Raw genomic sequence first — 17,189 nt, 5'->3', positions numbered from 1 at the left:
ATCTGCTAACAGAATGGTTTAAAGCAGTAAGTATAAACTAACATGGCAACCCAAAAACTACAGATAAAAACAGCAATACAGATCCTGAAACCGGCGCAGCAGGTTTTCGAAGCTATAGTTGATCCGGCAAAAATGTCGAATTACTTTATTTCTGAAAGCTCCGGCCCCATGGAGGCAGGTAAAACCGTAACCTGGAAATTCCCGGAGTTTGCAGAAACTTTCCCGGTGCGGGTGAGCAACGTGGAGCCGGATAAGTCCTTATCTTTCTTTTGGGATGGCACAGACGGTACCGAACTACAGGTAGAGATCGCATTAGCACCAACAGGCAACCAGGCCACCGTTGTTACCATTACCGAAAAAGAAATGGATAACAACGAGGCTGGTTTAACCTGGCTGATGGGCAACACTGCCGGTTGGGCCAATTTCCTGGCATGCCTGAAAGCTTACCTGGAGCATGGCATTAACCTGCGCAAAGGCGCTTTCGACTTTATGAAACCAGGAGTGTAATCGTAAACTATAGTTATCTGCCGTTGGTTTGTCCGCGTAGCACACGTGCCGTTACCAGCAGCTGCCCTACATGGCGCATGCTATGCTCTGCTGCATGAAACAGCAGCCCCATCACCGTAGACTCTACCTGTGCCCTACCCACGCGTCGCACTTCCGCTAAAGTGTTTGCATTTGTTAGTTTAATTTGCTCCAGTGCCTTATCAACCTGCTCATGAAACTGCTGCACCAGATCCTGGGCTGTTGCTTCGGTTGGCTTGCCTTCGGCATACAAAAAGGCCAGTTGGTCTTCGGTTAAGGCTTCGCCGCGGGCATAGGTTAGCAGGCGCTGCAGTATGCCGGTTAAGTGTTGCAAATGGTAACCCACCGAGGCCACCCCGGCCGGCCGCTCCCAGATCAAGTCTTCCGGGAAATCCTGCATAAAACTTTCTACTTCGTCGCGGGCCTGCAACAGCGCGTGCGCTACTGGCTGCAACAGATCGGGTACGCCGTTTATAGGGCCGCGCAGCCATACTTCCAGGTTCTTAGTCTGTGTCATGGTATTGGTTTTAAGTATGAACTATAGTTTACATTAACTTATATTCACTACTACTTTGCCGCGTGTTTTGCGGGTCTCTACCTGGGCGTGCGCTTTGGCTATGTCTTCAAAATCATATACACGCGATACGTGCGCCGTCAGTTTTCCCTGGCTCATAAGGTCGGCAATTTTGGCCATGTCTTCGCCACTGGAATGCACCAGGTAACTTTTTGCTTCAATGTTTCGCTTCTGTGCTTCCTGCTGCACCGCCTCTTTTGCGCCACCAAGTATAGACACCAGCTTGCCGCCAGCCTTCAGGCATTTTAAGGAGCGTAACGAGTTCTCTTCCCCCAGCGAATCTAATACAATATCGACATCTGTTACCACATCTTCAACTTTATATTCATTATAATCTACCTGCTCGTCGGCGCCCATATTCCGGATAAAATCGTGGTTCTCTTTTGATGCCGTACCGATCACAAATGCTTTAAAATACTTGGCTATCTGGATGGCAAAATGGCCTACTCCTCCTGCTGCGGCATGCACCAGTACGCGCTGGCCCGGTTGTATGTCGGCTTCGTTTACCAATACCTGCCAGGCAGTAAGAGCGGCAAGGGTAGCGGCAGCGGCTTCGTGGTGTGGTATATTAGCTGGTTTGTGGGCAAGGTGTGCTTCGGGTGCTGCTACGTATTCGGCGTAGGCGCTGCCATTTCCCGGAAAATTAACCATCCCGAACACCTCGTCTCCAGGCTTAAAGTAGGACACCTTCTCTCCCACTTCCACTACCTCGCCCGAAATATCCCAGCCAGGTATAACAGGTGGGGTCTCTTTTAAAGTATTAAAAAACGCTTTGCCTTCCCGGGTTTTGGTATCAACGGGGTTAATACTGATGGCCCTTACTTTTATCAGCACTTCGCCTTCTTTTATAGTTGGTTTTTCGAGTTCGGTCAGTGTCAGGCTATCCGGTGGGCCGGGCTCGTTTACTACAAATGCTTTCATGGGTATCGGTTTGGTTATCAGAAAAAGTATAGTTACTAAACTTACCCTGCGGTAAAAAGTTATGCAGCTAACACGTAACATTTATTGCCGGAAGCTGCAGAAAAGGCCGTAGCTTATTTATAACTTGCCACCCAACAGGCCAAACACGTATGTAGCAAACAGGAAAAGGGCCTGAACAGCATGGAAGAACAAAAGAACAACCCCCTTCACGGAAAAACACTGGAGCGCATACTGGTGCAGCTCGTAGATTATTATGGCTGGGATGAGCTTGGCTACAAGATAAATATCAACAGCTTTAACGTTAACCCAAGCATTAACTCCAGCCTGAAGTTTCTGCGCAAAACGCCCTGGGCCCGCCAGAAAGTAGAAGAACTATACATCCGCACGTTTGCCAAAAAATAGCTGCCCCATGAAAGACTATAAAAAATACTACGTTATACCTGCCGAGCCTGAAATTGTGTTCGCTGCCCTCACAAACCCGCTCACCCTGCAAGCCTGGACCGGCGACGAAGCCGAAATGAGTACCGAGCCCGGTTCTGAGTTTTCGTTGTTTGATGGAAGTATAGTTGGCAAAAACCTCGAGTTTGAGGAAGGCAAAAAGCTGGTGCAGCAATGGTATTTCGGCGAGCAGGCAGAGCCGTCGATCGTAACTATAAAACTGCATCCGCATAAGTTTGGAACCTCTGCCGAACTCCGCCACACCAATATCCCCGATCACGACTACACCGACATCACCGAAGGCTGGGACGAAGCGTATTTTGGTGCCCTTATAGAGTTTTATGAAGATAATGACCAGTAATATTTGGCAGTTAGCCTTGCTACTATAGCTGATAACCAAACTCCTTAACTTTAAGTATGCCAGTGCGTTAGTTATAGTTCAGGATCATACCTTACAACTATAGCCATGACAAAAATTGCCAGAACATTTGCAGAAAGTTTCGCGATTAAGCGGGCTGCTGCAGGAGCAGTATCATCGGGTGCACTTGCTATCGGGGCGTTTGCCTGCGGCGCGTTAGCCGTTGGTGCATTAGCCATCGGAACTATAGCCATCGGCAGAATGTCGATGGGCTACTCCAGGGTGCTGAAGTTGAAGATAGACGAACTGGAGATAGATAAGTTAACGGTAAATAAACTGCAGGTACGGGAAATGCTTCAAACACCATAATAATTTTGCATTGCAACTCAGCTAGCCTTTACTTCTTACCAGCTTTAACCTAAGAATAGGTGGAGGATTTAACCACCCTTGCCCCTCTCTTGAGGGGAATTTCTGCTATATTTTTATAATTCACTTTCTTGGCGCGAGTCTCCAGACTCGTGACTTAGAATGGTGTTGAGTCTCCCGACTCAACTGGCCCGGTAGGGACAAGAATAGCAATGGCGCTGGCTATAGTTTTTATAGTTGCCGTGGTCCAACCACCCCTAACCCCTCAGAGCTACGCTCGCTACCTTCGAAATCTCTTCTCGGTAGTCTAAGGCGGGGAGTTTTTCTGCTTTTTACTTTGTCATCTCGAACAGCGTGAGAGATCTGGTACGGTTTAACATCCCCCTTCGCCCCCTTCAAAGGGGGACATTCTGCTGTTGCTATAGTTGACATTATCGTTTCATAGTTACAGCCTGTCGAGTGGACAGGTCGCGACCTGTCCCTACGGAATGGGATTGTAGAGACGCAATACTTTGCGTCTTTTTTCGGGTTGCAGAAAGCTTGAACGATAGGACACATAAGATACCTTGCTAAAGCTCGGGATGACATGAGAAAGCACTTGAAATGCTATTGTACAACATCAGCAATCCCTGTTATTCAGATACGTCAGCACCTCGTCAACCGTAGCCAGATCCCCGTGCTTACTATACTTCTCGATCCGTTTCATTTCGCCGGCAATTAACCCGGCGCGGGTGCTTTCTGTTTTGCCTTGCGAGTGCACGGCTACCTGCTGCCATGGTAATGGTTTGCCGGGCAAACTATAGAGCTTTAGTTCGGGGTAAAGGCGCATAGCGGCTGTGGCTGCAGCCATAAAAGCGCGTGGCTGCTGAAAAGGCGCTGCCGTAACGATGACTTTTTTATAGCCCTGCGCCAGCGCATGCTTCACCATTGAGGTAGCTTCAATGCCTGTGTGCAACATATTGGTGTTGGCTGGAACGGGCTGTATCTGCACGAGGGCATCCTGTGGCAAACCGAGTGCGCGCATGGCTGCAAACCAACTGGCTCCACCGGGGTAACCACTCATTGGGTCGGTTCCTAAAAATAAAACCTTAGTGGTATAGTTATCCTGTAAGAGTAACTTTGCAGTGGCAAAGGCGGTGTCCTGGTTATCCTCTGTCTGCCCGAACAGGAATAAGGCATCAGCAGGTGTGGCGGGTAAGGTATCGCAGAGGGTGCGTATGATGAGTTCTTCTAACATACGAGCCATATACGCACCTTTACTTCCCGGGATTTACGTAATTTACATGACCCTGAAAATGAGATTTTATTTACTAACTATAGTTCTGATAATGGCTGCTTTATCTGCTTCGGCACAACATATACCTAAAACTACCGGCATAGAGGCACCTGCTACCTTGCAACTGCAGGGGTATAACAACCGCGACATCGATGAATTTATAAAAGCATACAGCGATGATGTAAAAGTGTACCGACAGCCGGGCGTGTTGACCTACCAGGGTATAGAGGAGATGCGAAAGCGTTATGCGCAGAAATTTGCCGAAACTCCGGACCTGCACTGCGAACTTGTAAACCGGATCGTGTCCGGAAATGTGGTAATAGACCATGAGCGGGTGCAGACGGATAAGACCAAACCTCGTATAGAAGCCATTGCCGTGTACCGTATCCGCGACAACAAGATCTATGAAGTTACTTTTATTTACCCTGATCAGCAGAATTAACAACCTATGAAAACCAATACCGACAGCCTGATATTTGATCTGGATGGCACCCTCTGGGATGCAACCGCAACCGTGGCCCGCGCTTGGAACAAAGCCCGTGAACAGGTAGATTTTGAAGTGCAGAAAATTACGCAGTATGACATACGCTCTGTGGCAGGCATGCAACACGACCTGATCTACGACAAGTTCTTCCCGGATCTGACCGGTGCTCAGAAAAAAGAGCTGATGGAGGTTAGCGGCCGCAAGGAAATGGAGTTACTAAAAAAGGATGGCGGCGACCTGTTTACGGGCATAAAGGAAGCATTGGAGTACCTGCACAACAACTATAAACTGTTTATAGTCAGTAATTGCCAGGATGGGTATATCGAAGCTTTTTACGAATACACCAACCTTGGCAACCTGTTCCAGGACTACGAATGCTCCGGCCGTACCGGCAACCCTAAAGGCGATAACCTGAAAGATATTATCCAGCGCAACAACCTGCAGCAACCTGTGTATGTTGGCGATACCAAAGGCGATTATGAAGCCAGCCTGGTAGCGGGAGTTCCGTTTGTGTACGCCGCGTATGGTTTTGGCAAAACCCCGGATTATACAGTTTATTTAAAATCTCCGGCTGACCTGAAAAGATTGTTTTAGCAAGTACATTACCCCCATGATCGTAGAAGCTACCCCAGAAGAAATAGATGAACTGTTCCCGTTGTGGCTTGAGTTGATGCAACAACACCAGCGCCTGCATAAAGTATTTAAATGTAAGCCCAACCACGAAAACACTCTAAAAACCGAACTGCTGAAACGGATAAGGGAGAAAGGCACAAAGGTGTTTGCGTACGAGCAGGAAGGCAACTGGATAGGTATGATCATCTGCACAATCAGGCAAAGTGTTAATGGCTTTGAACTGAGCCGCAAAGGGTATATAGCCGAAACTATAGTTAAGGAAGCTTACCGGCATAAAGGGATCGGGAAAGAGTTGTTTGAAGCAGCCCGCAACTGGTTGCAGGACAATGGCGCCGACCACTTGGAGCTACAGGTTTCTGTAAAAAACCCGGGTGCTGTCAATTTCTGGGAGGGTATCGGCTTTTCGACATCCACACAGCACATGGTCATGGTACTGAAATAACTATAGAAACGCTCCTGAAAACACAAACCACTTAAAAAACGAAGTACAACCACTGTATACTTGTGGTTGTACCTGTTAGCTCCTTTTGCCCTCTACCTCAAAAGGAGTTTATCGTAACAATTGGCCCTCAGGCTTTGCTATATCTTTCTCCTTTGGCTTGCTTATGTATTTATGCGTTACGTAGGTTTATCTCTTATTTAAAGATGTCGGAATTTGTAAAAGGTTGCATCTAAACAACTTAACTACTTCATTTACAATAAAAACCAACAAACTATAGCTTTGTTTAACAAGTATTCAGGTAATCTAAAATTTGTTTATAGTTCAGGTGTCCAGTGTGTGATAATAACGTAAGTTAGGAGGCCCCGATGAAAGACGAAGTAACTTGCGCAACATGCCAGTCCTGGTACACCAGTCAAGGTATTTCCTGTGGTGGTCCTGTGACTCCCAATCTTCAACCATCAGTAACGACGTCGGCTCCTTTTCACTCTGAAAAAGTTTGCTGGCCAGGCAGCCTTCGTAAATGCGTGTATCAGGTATAACCTTCTGAAAAAAAGCTTTGGCCTCATCAACAGACTCCTCTCTTATCCGGGCTTCCAAAATTACGATCATTGCCATTACTTTAATTTTCAGTATAATATCGTTATATCCGCCTCATCTTTTGCACAATGTTGGTTAGTATCATATACGCACGCCACACAGATCATTTATTTTTTGCAGTTTATTTTAGTATAAACACTATTTTTTATGGCGAAAGTATAATTCTTGACCTGTGATAATTTATAGACTCTTGCTGAACTTCCCTTTTTAAATCGTTTAAACCCTATTAATCAAAGCCTTAAAGTTTAAACTTCCTTTTAAGATCCGGAAGAAGAACTCCAGCCCAGGCGATGAGTTAAAACTAGAAATTGAATTAAAAATATGAGAGAGGTGAAATGGTATTGTACTGAATTTGCAGGAACTATAGTTTAAGTTTTCTGCACCTGGCCACCAACGGTATAAGCTACTTCTCCGAGGTCTACCAGCTCGCGTACGAGTGTTGTTATGGTGGCTGCATCTTTAGGTTCGAACTGCTGCACGAGCTCTTTTGGCAGGTAAGGTTTTTGCTGCACTAAAGTGAGCAGTTTCTCGCGCAAACTTTTAAGTTCTTTCTCTTGCCGGGCTTTTTTGCGTTGGGCCAGGCAAAAGTCGCAGATGCGGCAACTCTCATCTGATATCTCGTTAAAATAAGCCAGTAGCAACTGTGTACGGCAACGGTTGGTATTCTCTACGAACTTACTCATTTCCTTTACCTGCTTCAGGGCACGTTCGCGCAGTTCGTCTAGCTTCTTATGGTTTAGCGGGAGGTTAAGTGCATCCTGTCGGGCCTTCGTAAATATTAACTGTGGGGCATCGTGCTGTGGTTCGTATACTATAACCTGCAGCTTATGCAGATACTCTAATTTACGACGGATATCCTGTTCCGGCTTTTTAAGGTACTCAGCCAGTTTGCGCTCCGATATCTTTACAAAATTGGCAAAGGCTTCGCCACCATACATGCGCAAAATAAGGCGTAGTAAGCTATCGTGCTCCGGGTTAATCACCTGGAATTCGTACAGCTCCGTGTTATTCAGCTGTATAAAAATGCGTGACGGTGCGTAATATCCTTCACTGAGTTGCAGATATCCCTCGCCTTCCAGCCTTTTTATGGCATGGTGCACTTCCAGTGGCTTCAGTTTATAGTTGCGCGCAAAGTCGGCCAGCTCAAAATCGAAACTACTCATTAGTCCGCTACCTACAGCCAACTGGTAATAGTTAGCCAGGCACTGGTACACCCTCCGGATTAACTCCAGCGGCGGATGTGCTTCCTCTACTTTCTTTTGCAGATCTGCTACATCGCTTGGCCCATACAGGATCACGGCATAGCTATACTTTTCATCTCGCCCGGCTCGGCCTGCTTCCTGGTAATAAGCTTCTAAGCTTTCGGGCAGATCCAGGTGCACTACCAACCGCACATCCGGCTTATCAATTCCCATCCCGAAGGCATTGGTTGCTACTATTACCCGCACTTTATCATCTATCCAGGCTTGCTGCGCTCTGCTGCGTTCCTCAAACTTTAACCCGGCGTGGTAGGCACCGGCAGAGATCTGCCTGCTCTGTAAAAAACGGGCTATTTCTACGGTCTGCCTGCGGCTGCGCACATACACTATAGTTTGCCCCTGCATGCGCTGCAATATCTCCAGCAAACGGCCTATTTTATCTTCGGTGTAAAGGCAGGAGTATGACAGGTTGGCCCTTGCAAAGCTTTTAACGAAAATATTTTCCTGCTTAAAGTGAAGTTTTTCCTGTATGTCTTTGCGGACGTGTTCGGTAGCTGTGGCGGTAAGGGCTATAACCGGCACGCCAGGTAACAGCAAGCGTAATGCTGCCAGCTGCAAATACGGTGGTCTGAAATCGTAACCCCACTGCGAGATACAATGTGCTTCATCCACGGCCAATAAATTTACTTTCATCCGCTTCACGCGCTCCTGGAAAATATCGGTCAGCAAGCGTTCCGGCGACAGATAAAGGAACTTCACGTTTCCATACACGCAATTATCAAGCGCAATATCTATCTCACGGCGGTTCATGCCCGAGTAAACAGCCACCGCCGGAATATCCCGCTTTTTCAGTTGCTCTACCTGATCTTTCATCAGGGCAATAAGTGGCGTAATTACCAGGCAAATTCCATCCTTGGCCATCGCAGGCACCTGGAAACAGATAGATTTACCACCACCCGTAGGCAACAGCGCCAGCGTATCTTTACCATCCAGCACCGACCGCACAATATCCTCCTGCAACGGCCTGAATTGGTCGTAGCCCCAGTAAGTTTTAAGGATATGATGAATGTCTTGCAAGGGATGGCCGTTTATTCAGCGAAGATAATCTATTGGGTAGAGAAGTCAGAATATTTTAATGATTTGTCAGGTTGGGTGGGGTTACTTTATCTTAATCCTGTAACTCCTATATTGTCATTTCAAGCTCGGTCGAAAAATCTTATAAGTCCTATTGTTACTTCCTTGTCATTTCGACCATCGGGAGAAATCTGAATTCTATAGTTTGATTCTATACTTTCTTAGCCAAGCTATCCTTTCAAACCATTTTTCATCCTGGGAGCTCTATAAACCTATCGTTTCAATTCAGCTTTGGTGCCCTCATGGCCGGGAGGCCCCGTCTTCGGGCATCGCGCTGTGCGAATCTCTTTTGCTCATTCTTCGCAATGGCTTCGCCACCAGATATTCACAAGGCGCTCAACCCAAAGACTGTGATATTTCTCATAGCAACTCTATAGTTTAACTTGACTGATAAGCTTCGAGCTTTATCGTGGTTATAGTTCCATAGGGACAGGTCGCGACCTGTCCGCTCGACAGGCTGTAACTATGAAACGATAAATTAAATTATACCTATAGCAGAAGTATCCCCTTGAGGGGATTATAGGGGTGTTAATCAACAACTACAAAATTATAAGGCTATCTATAGCAAAGGCCAAAAACTCCCCGCCTTAGACTACCGAGATGAGATTTCAAAGGTAGCGAGCGTAGTCCTGAGAGGTTAAGGGTGGTTGGATTACGGTAACTATAAAACTATAACCACAGCTACTACTTTTCTTGTCCCTATCGGGCCAGTTGAGTCAGGAGACTCAACACCACCCTAAGTCACGAGTCTGGAGACTCGCGCCAGTGGTACGAACTAATCCTGAAAATCCTGATTCATACAACTAAATCACTTACCTCGGCAACCTGATACTAAGACCGGTTGTAACAAAATAATCAGGGGTGGAGGATTTGATAGAAGTACCTGCGGCTAGATCCATCTGAAAGTTGGGAAACAGCACAAATGTTAATCCGGCATCAACACAATGCACAGCTTTCTCCCCGTTCGTTTTATCACCAAATACCTCTCCAAATATGCCTAGTTTATCGCTAATCCCTGCTCCTATACTTGCGGAGTAACTCTTAACTGCTTTGCCGCCTTCCCAGCCATAGGCAAGGTTATAGCTCAGATCCATTTTCTCACTAAGCGAATTCTTAAACAATAGGCGCAGACTGGGTTCCGGATTTTCGGGTGTGAATGCCTCATCGCCTATCGGCAGATCAACCATTGTCATGAAAGCTGCTTGAGGTCTTAGGCCCTCTTCTTCCCATAGTTTCACTTTGGCACCCACTGTCAGCGGCCCGAATCCTTTTACTTGAGTAGAGGTTTCGTCTTCAACTGTAAGATTCTGGTAAGAGCCCTCTGCCCGCAATTCCAGCCACGAAATGATACCAACTCTGATCAGTGTAGCAGGGTAAGCCGTGTAAGTACTGACTGCTTCACCATCCCTTGCTTTCTCGAAATACAACCCGGACTCTACTTGTATGGATCTGGCAGGGACAGTAAATGCGCTTTCTGTCTGGTCGGGACGATCGGTTATTAAGTCAGGTAAAGGTATTGGTTGCTGTTGGCTATAGGCATGTGTGGTTAGTAAAATTATAACTATAGTTAGCGCCCATTTCAGAGCTGATCTGGTGTTAGTAAACGTGTGTTTCATCATTTGCTTTTACAATACATTACGAATGTTTAGGCAAATGTTTTAAAATATTTTAGATTAACCTAAAATAATAATTAAATAAATAAAAAGCCTGCTCTTTTGAAGCAGGCTTTGCTATAGCTATTGTAGTGGTTACGCCGCTGCAGATTGTCCGTCTTCACGCTCTTCGATCACTTTCTTCAGTTTATCGATAGCCTGGGCTGCACGCTCCTCATCAAACCGGTTGATGTTCAGTAACATTTTGGTCTTTTCCTGGCGCGTGATCACCGGGTTATTAAGTAAACGAATAATCTCTTCTTTCTGCTTAGCCGATGCATAACGTACGCTCGTTGATGGCGACTCTGCTATTTCTTTATCAGCTGTAGCTGCCGCTTCCGAAGCGCGCATAGTTGCTTTCTTCTCGGTTGGTACTGCAGGGCTCTTAGCTGCTTTTACAGTATCGTTGCCACTATAGTCCATCTCTTCTGCAGGAGTTGGCTCGTAACCAGCTGCTCTGATGATCCAGGCCAGAATATTACGATATGCTTTACCAATGGCACGGGTCTGCGCCATACTTGCAATCGCGAATTCCTGGTAGTATTTTTTACCCTGCTCCTTATTAGAACAGATCGCAAAACCTGCTCCTACTACCTGCTGGCTACGCAGGTCAAGCAGGTTAACTTTAGCCTGGTATTTTATCTCATCATCGGTGCTGATATTCACCACATGTTCCACTACAGGCAAAATACCTAAGCGCGATCCGGCATATTGCCAGCCTTCCACGTTCACATATTCTTTGCCCTGTATGTTCTGGTATAGTCTGTTCTCTTTAATGAACTTTGCCAGGTCTACCGCCAGATGCATAGTTTCATCCGACTTCGCAATGTCATAACTCTCGACCTTAGGCTTCTGTACTTTTAGTTCTTTATTAGGTTGATTCATCTCTATTAGCTTTGTTAGTTTAAGTACAATATCTAAACACAATGGCTACAGAAATGGTGCAAAAAATGCAAAAAATTACACAATTTATAACACTGATTATCAAGTAGTTACAAACTATTTTCTAAAATTTTTAGTACCATTACTAAAGCTGTGCAAGCTTTGGCTAAAAGAGAAAGGGTGAAAGGTATTTACGAGAGAAAGAGGCTGGGAGTTAGAAAGCTATTTATAGTTAAAGAGTTTAAGAGTTAGAGAGTTAAAGAAGGATAAAATGTAGAGACGAAATACGTGGCGTCTTATACTTGAGCTGATCCAACAATTTAACCTTCAACAATCAACAATTAACAACCAACAACTAACCCTGATTTGATAGGACTTCCTGCACGATAAGGCCATCTTTCATGACCAGTGTGCGGTCGGCCATGGAGGCCAGCAGTTCGTTATGTGTAACTATAACAAAGGTTTGGTTGAACTCATCGCGGAGCTTAAAGAAGATATCGTGTAGTTCCTGGGCGTTTTTGGAATCGAGGTTACCGCTTGGCTCATCGGCGAAAATTACTTCCGGTGAATTGATAAGGGCACGCGCCACTGCTGTACGCTGCTGCTCCCCACCCGACATTTCAGAAGGTTTATGGTCGAGTCTGTGCGACAGGTTAAGCATCATCAGTAACTCCTTGGCGCGCTCTACAACTTCTTTCTCAGGTCGGCCAGCCAGGAAACCCGGTAAGCAAACATTCTCAACGGCAGTAAACTCAGGCAGCAGGTTATGGAACTGGAAAATAAAGCCGATGTGTCGGTTGCGGAATTTAGCCAGGTCGGTGGCATTGTATTTGGCAATGTTCTTTCCTTCAAACAGTACTTCCCCGGAATCAGCATTATCCAAAGTGCCCAGTATATGCAATAAGGTACTTTTACCTGCCCCCGAAGCGCCAACTATAGACACTACTTCGCCTGTTCCAATGGTCAGGTCGATGCCTTTAAGAACTTCTAGTTTACCGTATTTTTTGTGGATGTTGGATACCTGCAGCACGCTGAAAAAACTATAGTAGTGAAATGAAACTATGCAAGCTCCAAAGCTACAAAATTTTTGCCGGATTTAGTTTGCAGAGAACAGGTCTCGTCAAACTCAGGAAATTCCGGATTTAGCAGGTCCATTGGCGTTATATCGCTCCGTGTCAGTGTCAGATTCATCTTTCAACACATCTTTTACATAAAGTTCTTTTACCACCACCATTAATACCGCCAGTATCGGCGCGGCCAGCATGAGTCCTAACCCACCCTGTACCAAGCCCAGCAACACCTGGAAAAATAACAACAGTGCAGGCGGCAGGTCTACGGTTTTCTGAAAAATGATAGGTGTGATAAGATATGTTTCTACCATCTGAATGCCCCCATAAACGAGGATAACATAAAGGGCCATTTGCGGACCTTGGGTAAGCCCTATCAACACAGCTGGAATGCCTGCTAACCAGGGACCGATATTTGGTATAAAAGCGAACAAAAAAGCAATCAGGGCTAATGCGAATGCCATGGGCAGCCCTATTAAACTATAGCCTATTGCCGAAGATATTCCGATTATAGCCATTGCCGAAAGCATGGCCAGCAGCCATAGTTTAAGTGTGTGGTAGCACTCGTGCAGTACATTAAGTACACGTTTGCGGTGCCGTGGCGGGAAAAGTTTTGAAAAGCCTTTGGTGTATAGATTAGGGTTTGATGCGAAGAAAAGCGCGGTAATGATTACGATAAGCAGATCGGCCAGAATGCCCAGCGTAGTGGTAAGTGCGCCTGTTACCTTTGAGAAAAGGGAACTCTGTTTGGGCATGACCTTATTTAAATTCTCGGGTAATTGTTCTGCTACTTTTTCACCCCAACTAAATTGGCCTAACCACTGCTCTACTTCCTGTAAAGATTGAGGCAACGTTTTCCGCATCTCCTGGCCCTGCTCTGCCACTGTTGGCCCAATCCAGAGAAATGCGCCAACCAGTAATCCGAAAAAGACTAGTACAGACAACAGCAAACTCCATCCTCTTTTCAAATGCAGTTTACTGGTTATCCAGTCGGCCATGCCACAGAAAAGTACTGCCAGTAAAATACCGGCAAACACCAGCAGAAAGAAATAGAACTGCTTTACCAGCAGGTAAAATCCCCCGGCAACCAGCACAACTACAAATGCTGCAATGGCAATTCGTTTCGCAAAACTATAGTTATCCGTCATGGCAATCTGTTTATCAGAATATATAGTTAAAACTCTGTTCGTATTATACTCGTTGCGTTCATTACGGTTATGTAAAAACCATTTTAGAGAGTTAGAACGAAGCCTCAATATTTTAAAAATCCATTACTTGAATTTAAAGCGATAAAGGCGTACTTTCGTGCGTCCATTAAAACTGAAAGCATGAACATACACGAATATCAGGGTAAAGACATTTTAAAAAGCTACGGCGTACGCATACAGGAAGGCATCGTGGCTGAAACGCCTGACCAGGCTGTAAAAGCTGCCATGAAGCTTACCGAAGAAACCGGTACTGGCTGGCATGTTATTAAAGCTCAGATACATGCGGGAGGCCGCGGTAAAGGTGGCGGCGTAAAGCTGGCTAAAAACCTTGACCAGGTTAAGCAGATCGCAAGCGAAATTCTGGGTATGACACTGGTAACGCACCAGACAGGTCCTGAAGGTAAACTGGTACAGAAAGTATTGGTTGCGCAGGATGTGTACTACCCGGGCGAGTCTGATCCGAAAGAGTTTTACCTGAGCATTCTGCTTGACCGTGCAAAAGGTCAGAACGTGATCATGGCATCTACTGAAGGTGGTATGGACATTGAGGAAGTTGCTGAGCACACTCCTGAGAAGATCATTAAAGAGTGGATCGACCCGGCTGTAGGTCTGCGTCCGTTCCAGGCTAACAAGATCGCTTTCGCATTTGGTTTACAGGGCGAAGCCTTCAAGGAGATGGTTAAATTCATCACAAGCCTTTACAAAGCATACGTAGAGTCTGATGCTTCTATGTTCGAGATCAACCCTGTTCTGAAAACTTCAGACAACAAGATCCTGGCTGTAGATGCAAAAGTAGACTTAGACGATAACGCACTGTTCCGCCACAAAGACCTGGCTGCCCTGCGCGATACTTCGGAAGAAGATCCGTTGGAAGTAGAAGCAAGCGCATCTAACCTGAACTATGTAAAGCTTGACGGTAACGTTGGCTGTATGGTAAACGGTGCCGGTCTTGCTATGGCAACTATGGATATCATTAAGCTTTCTGGTGGCGAGCCCGCTAACTTCCTTGACGTAGGTGGTGGGGCAAATGCACAGACTGTTGAAGCTGGTTTCCGCATTATCCTAAAAGACCCGAACGTAAAAGCTATCCTGATCAACATCTTCGGTGGTATCGTTCGTTGCGACCGTGTTGCAAATGGTGTGGTAGAAGCGTACAAAAACATTGGTGATATCCGTGTTCCGATCATCGTTCGTCTTCAAGGTACAAACGCTGAAGAAGGTGCACGCATCATAGACGAGTCTGGCCTGAAAGTTTACTCTGCAGTTGCTTTAAAAGAAGCCGCTGAAAAAGTAAAGCAGGTTTTAGCAGAAGTAGGAGCTTAATTCCTCAAGTATAAAAACAAAAGGGGCTGCCATAATTGGCAGCCCCTTTTGTTTTTATACTTGAGGAGAAGTTTAAGAGTTAGAGAGTTTAGGAGTTAATGAAGTTTGGAAGTTAGCAGGTTAGAAAGTTGGTGGTTTTCCGCCTTCGCTCGCGTCCCGCGAGTGTAAGTTACCTGCGGACTCTGGCCGCTTTGATATTAACAAACGTGCCGAACCGCGAGCAATAATTCACTATAAAACTTTCTAACTAATCCTTTTCTAACTTCATTAACTCTCAAACTCCTAAACTCATTAACTCTTAAACTACTTCCAGCTGCACTTCCACATTGCCCTGCACCCCAATAGAGTATGGGCAAACCTGGTGGGCTTCGTCTACCAGCTGGCGGGCTTTTTCTTTTTCCATGCCTTTCAGATCTACTGTTAGTTTTACACCGAGGCCATAAGCATGGTTTTCTGATTTTAACAGGTCAACGTGTGCTTTTACCGTAGCTGTCGGGTCTATGCGCTCGTGGTGTTTGCCTGCCACTAACAGCAAGGCACTCAGGAAACAAGCCGAATAGCCGGCAGCAAAAAGTTGTTCAGGGTTTGTCTTCCCTTTCTCCCCTCCCAGTCCTTCCGGTAACGAAAGCGGCATATCCAAAACACCATCCGAAGATGAAACATGGCCACGACGGCCGCCAGTAGCAGTAACCTCTGCCGTATATACTCTTTCCATAGTTTATGTAATGTATTTATAGTTCTGATTCAGGTAATATTAACCATAGTTTTAAAAGTATTGTTTTGCCTTTCAGCCGAATAGTGAGCAAGCGCAACTATAAACCGAAACTATCTTGTACATTTTTAGGGTGAATGTTTCCTTTTATCCGCTTTGTTTCTATTTTTGCACACGTCCTGCACCCGTAGTTCAACTGGATAGAATATCGGATTTCGGCTCCGAGGGTTAGGGGTTCGAATCCTCTCGGGTGCACACAAACTATAATAGCCTTGTAAGTACATCCTTACAAGGCTTTTTTGTTTTTAACATTTGGCTATGAGGTTGTTTTTTTAATATATATCTAAAGTTGCCCGTACGCGTATGTGATAACTTCACACTTACTCCAAAGGGTGTCTTTCATCGTAGGGTCATATAACTGTATATCTGCAGTTAATTCTAAGTATTAATATATATAACCTTATCTTTGAGCTTATCTTATTTAAATTCCCTAAGACAAACATCACGCTTAAGCAACACATAACATGAACCAAACAGCACAGCTGCTCAAAAAGAGAAAAAAAGCGATCCTTGAAAACTGGGTGAAAAACCAATTAGCTGACGATTCGCTTCGCGATGACCTGATCTCAAACGAAGACCTGCGCCGCCAGTCTGAAGAGCTCCTGGATGAACTGCTTATTGCAATTGAAAAAGGTGACCTGGAAAACATTTACTCCAGCAATTTTGAGCAGGTTAATGACATTTTAAGTGATATCTCGGTAACAAGAGCGCGCCAGGGTTTCTCGCCACGCGAAATCACAATGTATGTATTAAGCCTGAAGCAAGCCCTGACCGATGTGCTTGAGAAAGAGCGCCGCGATCAGCCTGAAATATTATACAAAGAGGTTATACAGGTTAACAAATTACTCGATAACCTGAGCATCCACACATTCGAAACATATTTAAGAGGCCGTGAAGAAGTTATCCTTCGCCAGACCGACGAAATAAACGAGATCTCTACTCCTGTTATCCGTGTTTGGGATGGTATCCTGGCGTTGCCAATTATCGGAACCCTGGATAGCTCACGTACCCAGATCGTGATGGAAAACCTGCTGCAGGAAATTGTGAACACAGGCAGTAACATTGCCATCCTGGACATTTCGGGTGTACCTGCCGTAGACTCTTTAGTAGCACAGCACCTTATCAAAACTGTTGCTGCAACACGCCTTATGGGTGCAGAGTGTATCATTAGTGGTATCCGTGCCGAGATCGCGCAAACTATAGTTCACCTGGGCATCGACCTTTCCAATATCAAAACAAAAGCCTCCCTGGCAAGTGCGCTGCAGTTAGCATTCAGTATGCTGGCCCTTGAGGTGAAAAAGAAAAACGTAACAGTACCAACTAAAATAATCAGGTAAC

19 protein-coding genes and 1 tRNA gene are annotated in these 17,189 nt (G+C 45.6%); 10 read left to right on the top strand and 10 right to left on the bottom strand.

Annotation, left to right across the window (positions count from 1 at the left end):
- Positions 1–42 precede the first annotated feature (42 nt).
- Positions 43–507 carry an SRPBCC domain-containing protein gene (locus ABS362_RS08895; protein ID WP_350412074.1) on the top strand — a complete coding sequence of 155 codons (465 nt, stop codon included), beginning with the start codon at positions 43–45 and terminating at the stop codon, positions 505–507.
- Positions 508–520: 13 nt separating this feature from the next.
- Here ABS362_RS08895 and ABS362_RS08890 read toward each other — a convergent pair whose 3' ends face one another.
- On the bottom strand, positions 521–1,042 hold the full coding sequence (locus ABS362_RS08890) for a DinB family protein (RefSeq protein ID WP_350412073.1): 522 nt from the start codon (positions 1,040–1,042) through the stop codon (positions 521–523).
- A 33-nt stretch (positions 1,043–1,075) separates the two neighbouring features.
- Positions 1,076–2,020 (bottom strand): NADP-dependent oxidoreductase, encoded by a 945-nt coding sequence (locus ABS362_RS08885; protein WP_350412072.1) that lies wholly within the window; start codon positions 2,018–2,020, stop codon positions 1,076–1,078.
- Positions 2,021–2,200: 180 nt separating this feature from the next.
- Between ABS362_RS08885 and ABS362_RS08880 the strand changes: the two genes are divergently transcribed.
- From ABS362_RS08880 to ABS362_RS08870, 3 genes are all read left to right on the top strand, one after another.
- Positions 2,201–2,422, top strand: coding sequence for a VF530 family protein (locus tag ABS362_RS08880; RefSeq protein WP_350412071.1), 222 nt, complete (start codon positions 2,201–2,203; stop codon positions 2,420–2,422).
- 7 nt (positions 2,423–2,429) lie between these two features.
- Entirely contained in the window at positions 2,430–2,819 is a 390-nt protein-coding gene (locus ABS362_RS08875; RefSeq protein WP_350412070.1) for an SRPBCC domain-containing protein, read from the top strand.
- 105 nt (positions 2,820–2,924) lie between these two features.
- Positions 2,925–3,185: a hypothetical protein gene (locus ABS362_RS08870; protein WP_350412069.1), complete on the top strand. Its 261-nt coding sequence runs from the start codon at positions 2,925–2,927 to the stop codon at positions 3,183–3,185.
- Between the two features lie 616 nt (positions 3,186–3,801).
- Here the strand turns inward: ABS362_RS08870 and ABS362_RS08865 are convergent.
- A complete protein-coding gene (locus ABS362_RS08865) occupies positions 3,802–4,428 on the bottom strand; it encodes a YdcF family protein (RefSeq protein WP_350412068.1) in 627 nt (208 codons plus the stop codon).
- A 49-nt stretch (positions 4,429–4,477) separates the two neighbouring features.
- Between ABS362_RS08865 and ABS362_RS08860 the strand changes: the two genes are divergently transcribed.
- From ABS362_RS08860 to ABS362_RS08850, 3 genes are read left to right on the top strand one after another with little or no spacing between them, the layout of a single operon-like run.
- Entirely contained in the window at positions 4,478–4,900 is a 423-nt protein-coding gene (locus ABS362_RS08860) for a nuclear transport factor 2 family protein (RefSeq protein WP_350412067.1), read from the top strand.
- Positions 4,901–4,906: 6 nt separating this feature from the next.
- Positions 4,907–5,536 carry an HAD family hydrolase gene (locus tag ABS362_RS08855; protein ID WP_350412066.1) on the top strand — a complete coding sequence of 210 codons (630 nt, stop codon included), beginning with the start codon at positions 4,907–4,909 and terminating at the stop codon, positions 5,534–5,536.
- A 16-nt stretch (positions 5,537–5,552) separates the two neighbouring features.
- Positions 5,553–6,017: a GNAT family N-acetyltransferase gene (locus tag ABS362_RS08850; protein ID WP_350412065.1), complete on the top strand. Its 465-nt coding sequence runs from the start codon at positions 5,553–5,555 to the stop codon at positions 6,015–6,017.
- 321 nt (positions 6,018–6,338) lie between these two features.
- On the opposite strand, the gene ABS362_RS08845 is transcribed toward ABS362_RS08850, so the two are convergent.
- The 6 genes from ABS362_RS08845 to ABS362_RS08820 form a co-directional block, all read right to left on the bottom strand.
- Entirely contained in the window at positions 6,339–6,632 is a 294-nt protein-coding gene (locus ABS362_RS08845; RefSeq protein WP_350412064.1) for a putative quinol monooxygenase, read from the bottom strand.
- Positions 6,633–6,982: 350 nt separating this feature from the next.
- On the bottom strand, positions 6,983–8,890 hold the full coding sequence (locus ABS362_RS08840; RefSeq protein ID WP_350412063.1) for a RecQ family ATP-dependent DNA helicase: 1,908 nt from the start codon (positions 8,888–8,890) through the stop codon (positions 6,983–6,985).
- A gap of 869 nt (positions 8,891–9,759) precedes the next feature.
- Entirely contained in the window at positions 9,760–10,566 is an 807-nt protein-coding gene (locus tag ABS362_RS08835; RefSeq protein WP_350412062.1) for a transporter, read from the bottom strand.
- Between the two features lie 129 nt (positions 10,567–10,695).
- Positions 10,696–11,484 carry a hypothetical protein gene (locus ABS362_RS08830; RefSeq protein ID WP_350412061.1) on the bottom strand — a complete coding sequence of 263 codons (789 nt, stop codon included), beginning with the start codon at positions 11,482–11,484 and terminating at the stop codon, positions 10,696–10,698.
- A gap of 352 nt (positions 11,485–11,836) precedes the next feature.
- Positions 11,837–12,511 carry an ABC transporter ATP-binding protein gene (locus tag ABS362_RS08825; RefSeq protein WP_350412060.1) on the bottom strand — a complete coding sequence of 225 codons (675 nt, stop codon included), beginning with the start codon at positions 12,509–12,511 and terminating at the stop codon, positions 11,837–11,839.
- 96 nt (positions 12,512–12,607) lie between these two features.
- Positions 12,608–13,696 carry an AI-2E family transporter gene (locus tag ABS362_RS08820; protein ID WP_350412059.1) on the bottom strand — a complete coding sequence of 363 codons (1,089 nt, stop codon included), beginning with the start codon at positions 13,694–13,696 and terminating at the stop codon, positions 12,608–12,610.
- 180 nt (positions 13,697–13,876) lie between these two features.
- Here ABS362_RS08820 and sucC point away from each other — a divergent pair, with 180 nt between their 5' ends.
- Positions 13,877–15,079, top strand: a complete 1,203-nt coding sequence (sucC, locus tag ABS362_RS08815; RefSeq protein WP_350412057.1) for an ADP-forming succinate--CoA ligase subunit beta — start codon at positions 13,877–13,879, stop codon at positions 15,077–15,079.
- A gap of 298 nt (positions 15,080–15,377) precedes the next feature.
- Here sucC and ABS362_RS08810 read toward each other — a convergent pair whose 3' ends face one another.
- On the bottom strand, positions 15,378–15,794 hold the full coding sequence (locus tag ABS362_RS08810; protein ID WP_350412055.1) for an organic hydroperoxide resistance protein: 417 nt from the start codon (positions 15,792–15,794) through the stop codon (positions 15,378–15,380).
- Positions 15,795–15,972: 178 nt separating this feature from the next.
- Between ABS362_RS08810 and ABS362_RS08805 the strand changes: the two genes are divergently transcribed.
- Positions 15,973–16,046, top strand: a tRNA-Arg gene (locus tag ABS362_RS08805).
- A 269-nt stretch (positions 16,047–16,315) separates the two neighbouring features.
- Entirely contained in the window at positions 16,316–17,188 is an 873-nt protein-coding gene (locus ABS362_RS08800) for an STAS domain-containing protein (protein ID WP_350412054.1), read from the top strand.
- The last annotated feature ends 1 nt before the right edge of the window (position 17,189 follow it).

Source organism: Pontibacter populi (assembly GCF_040278685.1).
Taxonomy (GTDB): Bacteria; Bacteroidota; Bacteroidia; order Cytophagales; family Hymenobacteraceae; genus Pontibacter; species Pontibacter populi.
Note: the sequence above shows the minus strand (reverse complement) of the source record. Positions and strands in the feature narration are given on the sequence as shown.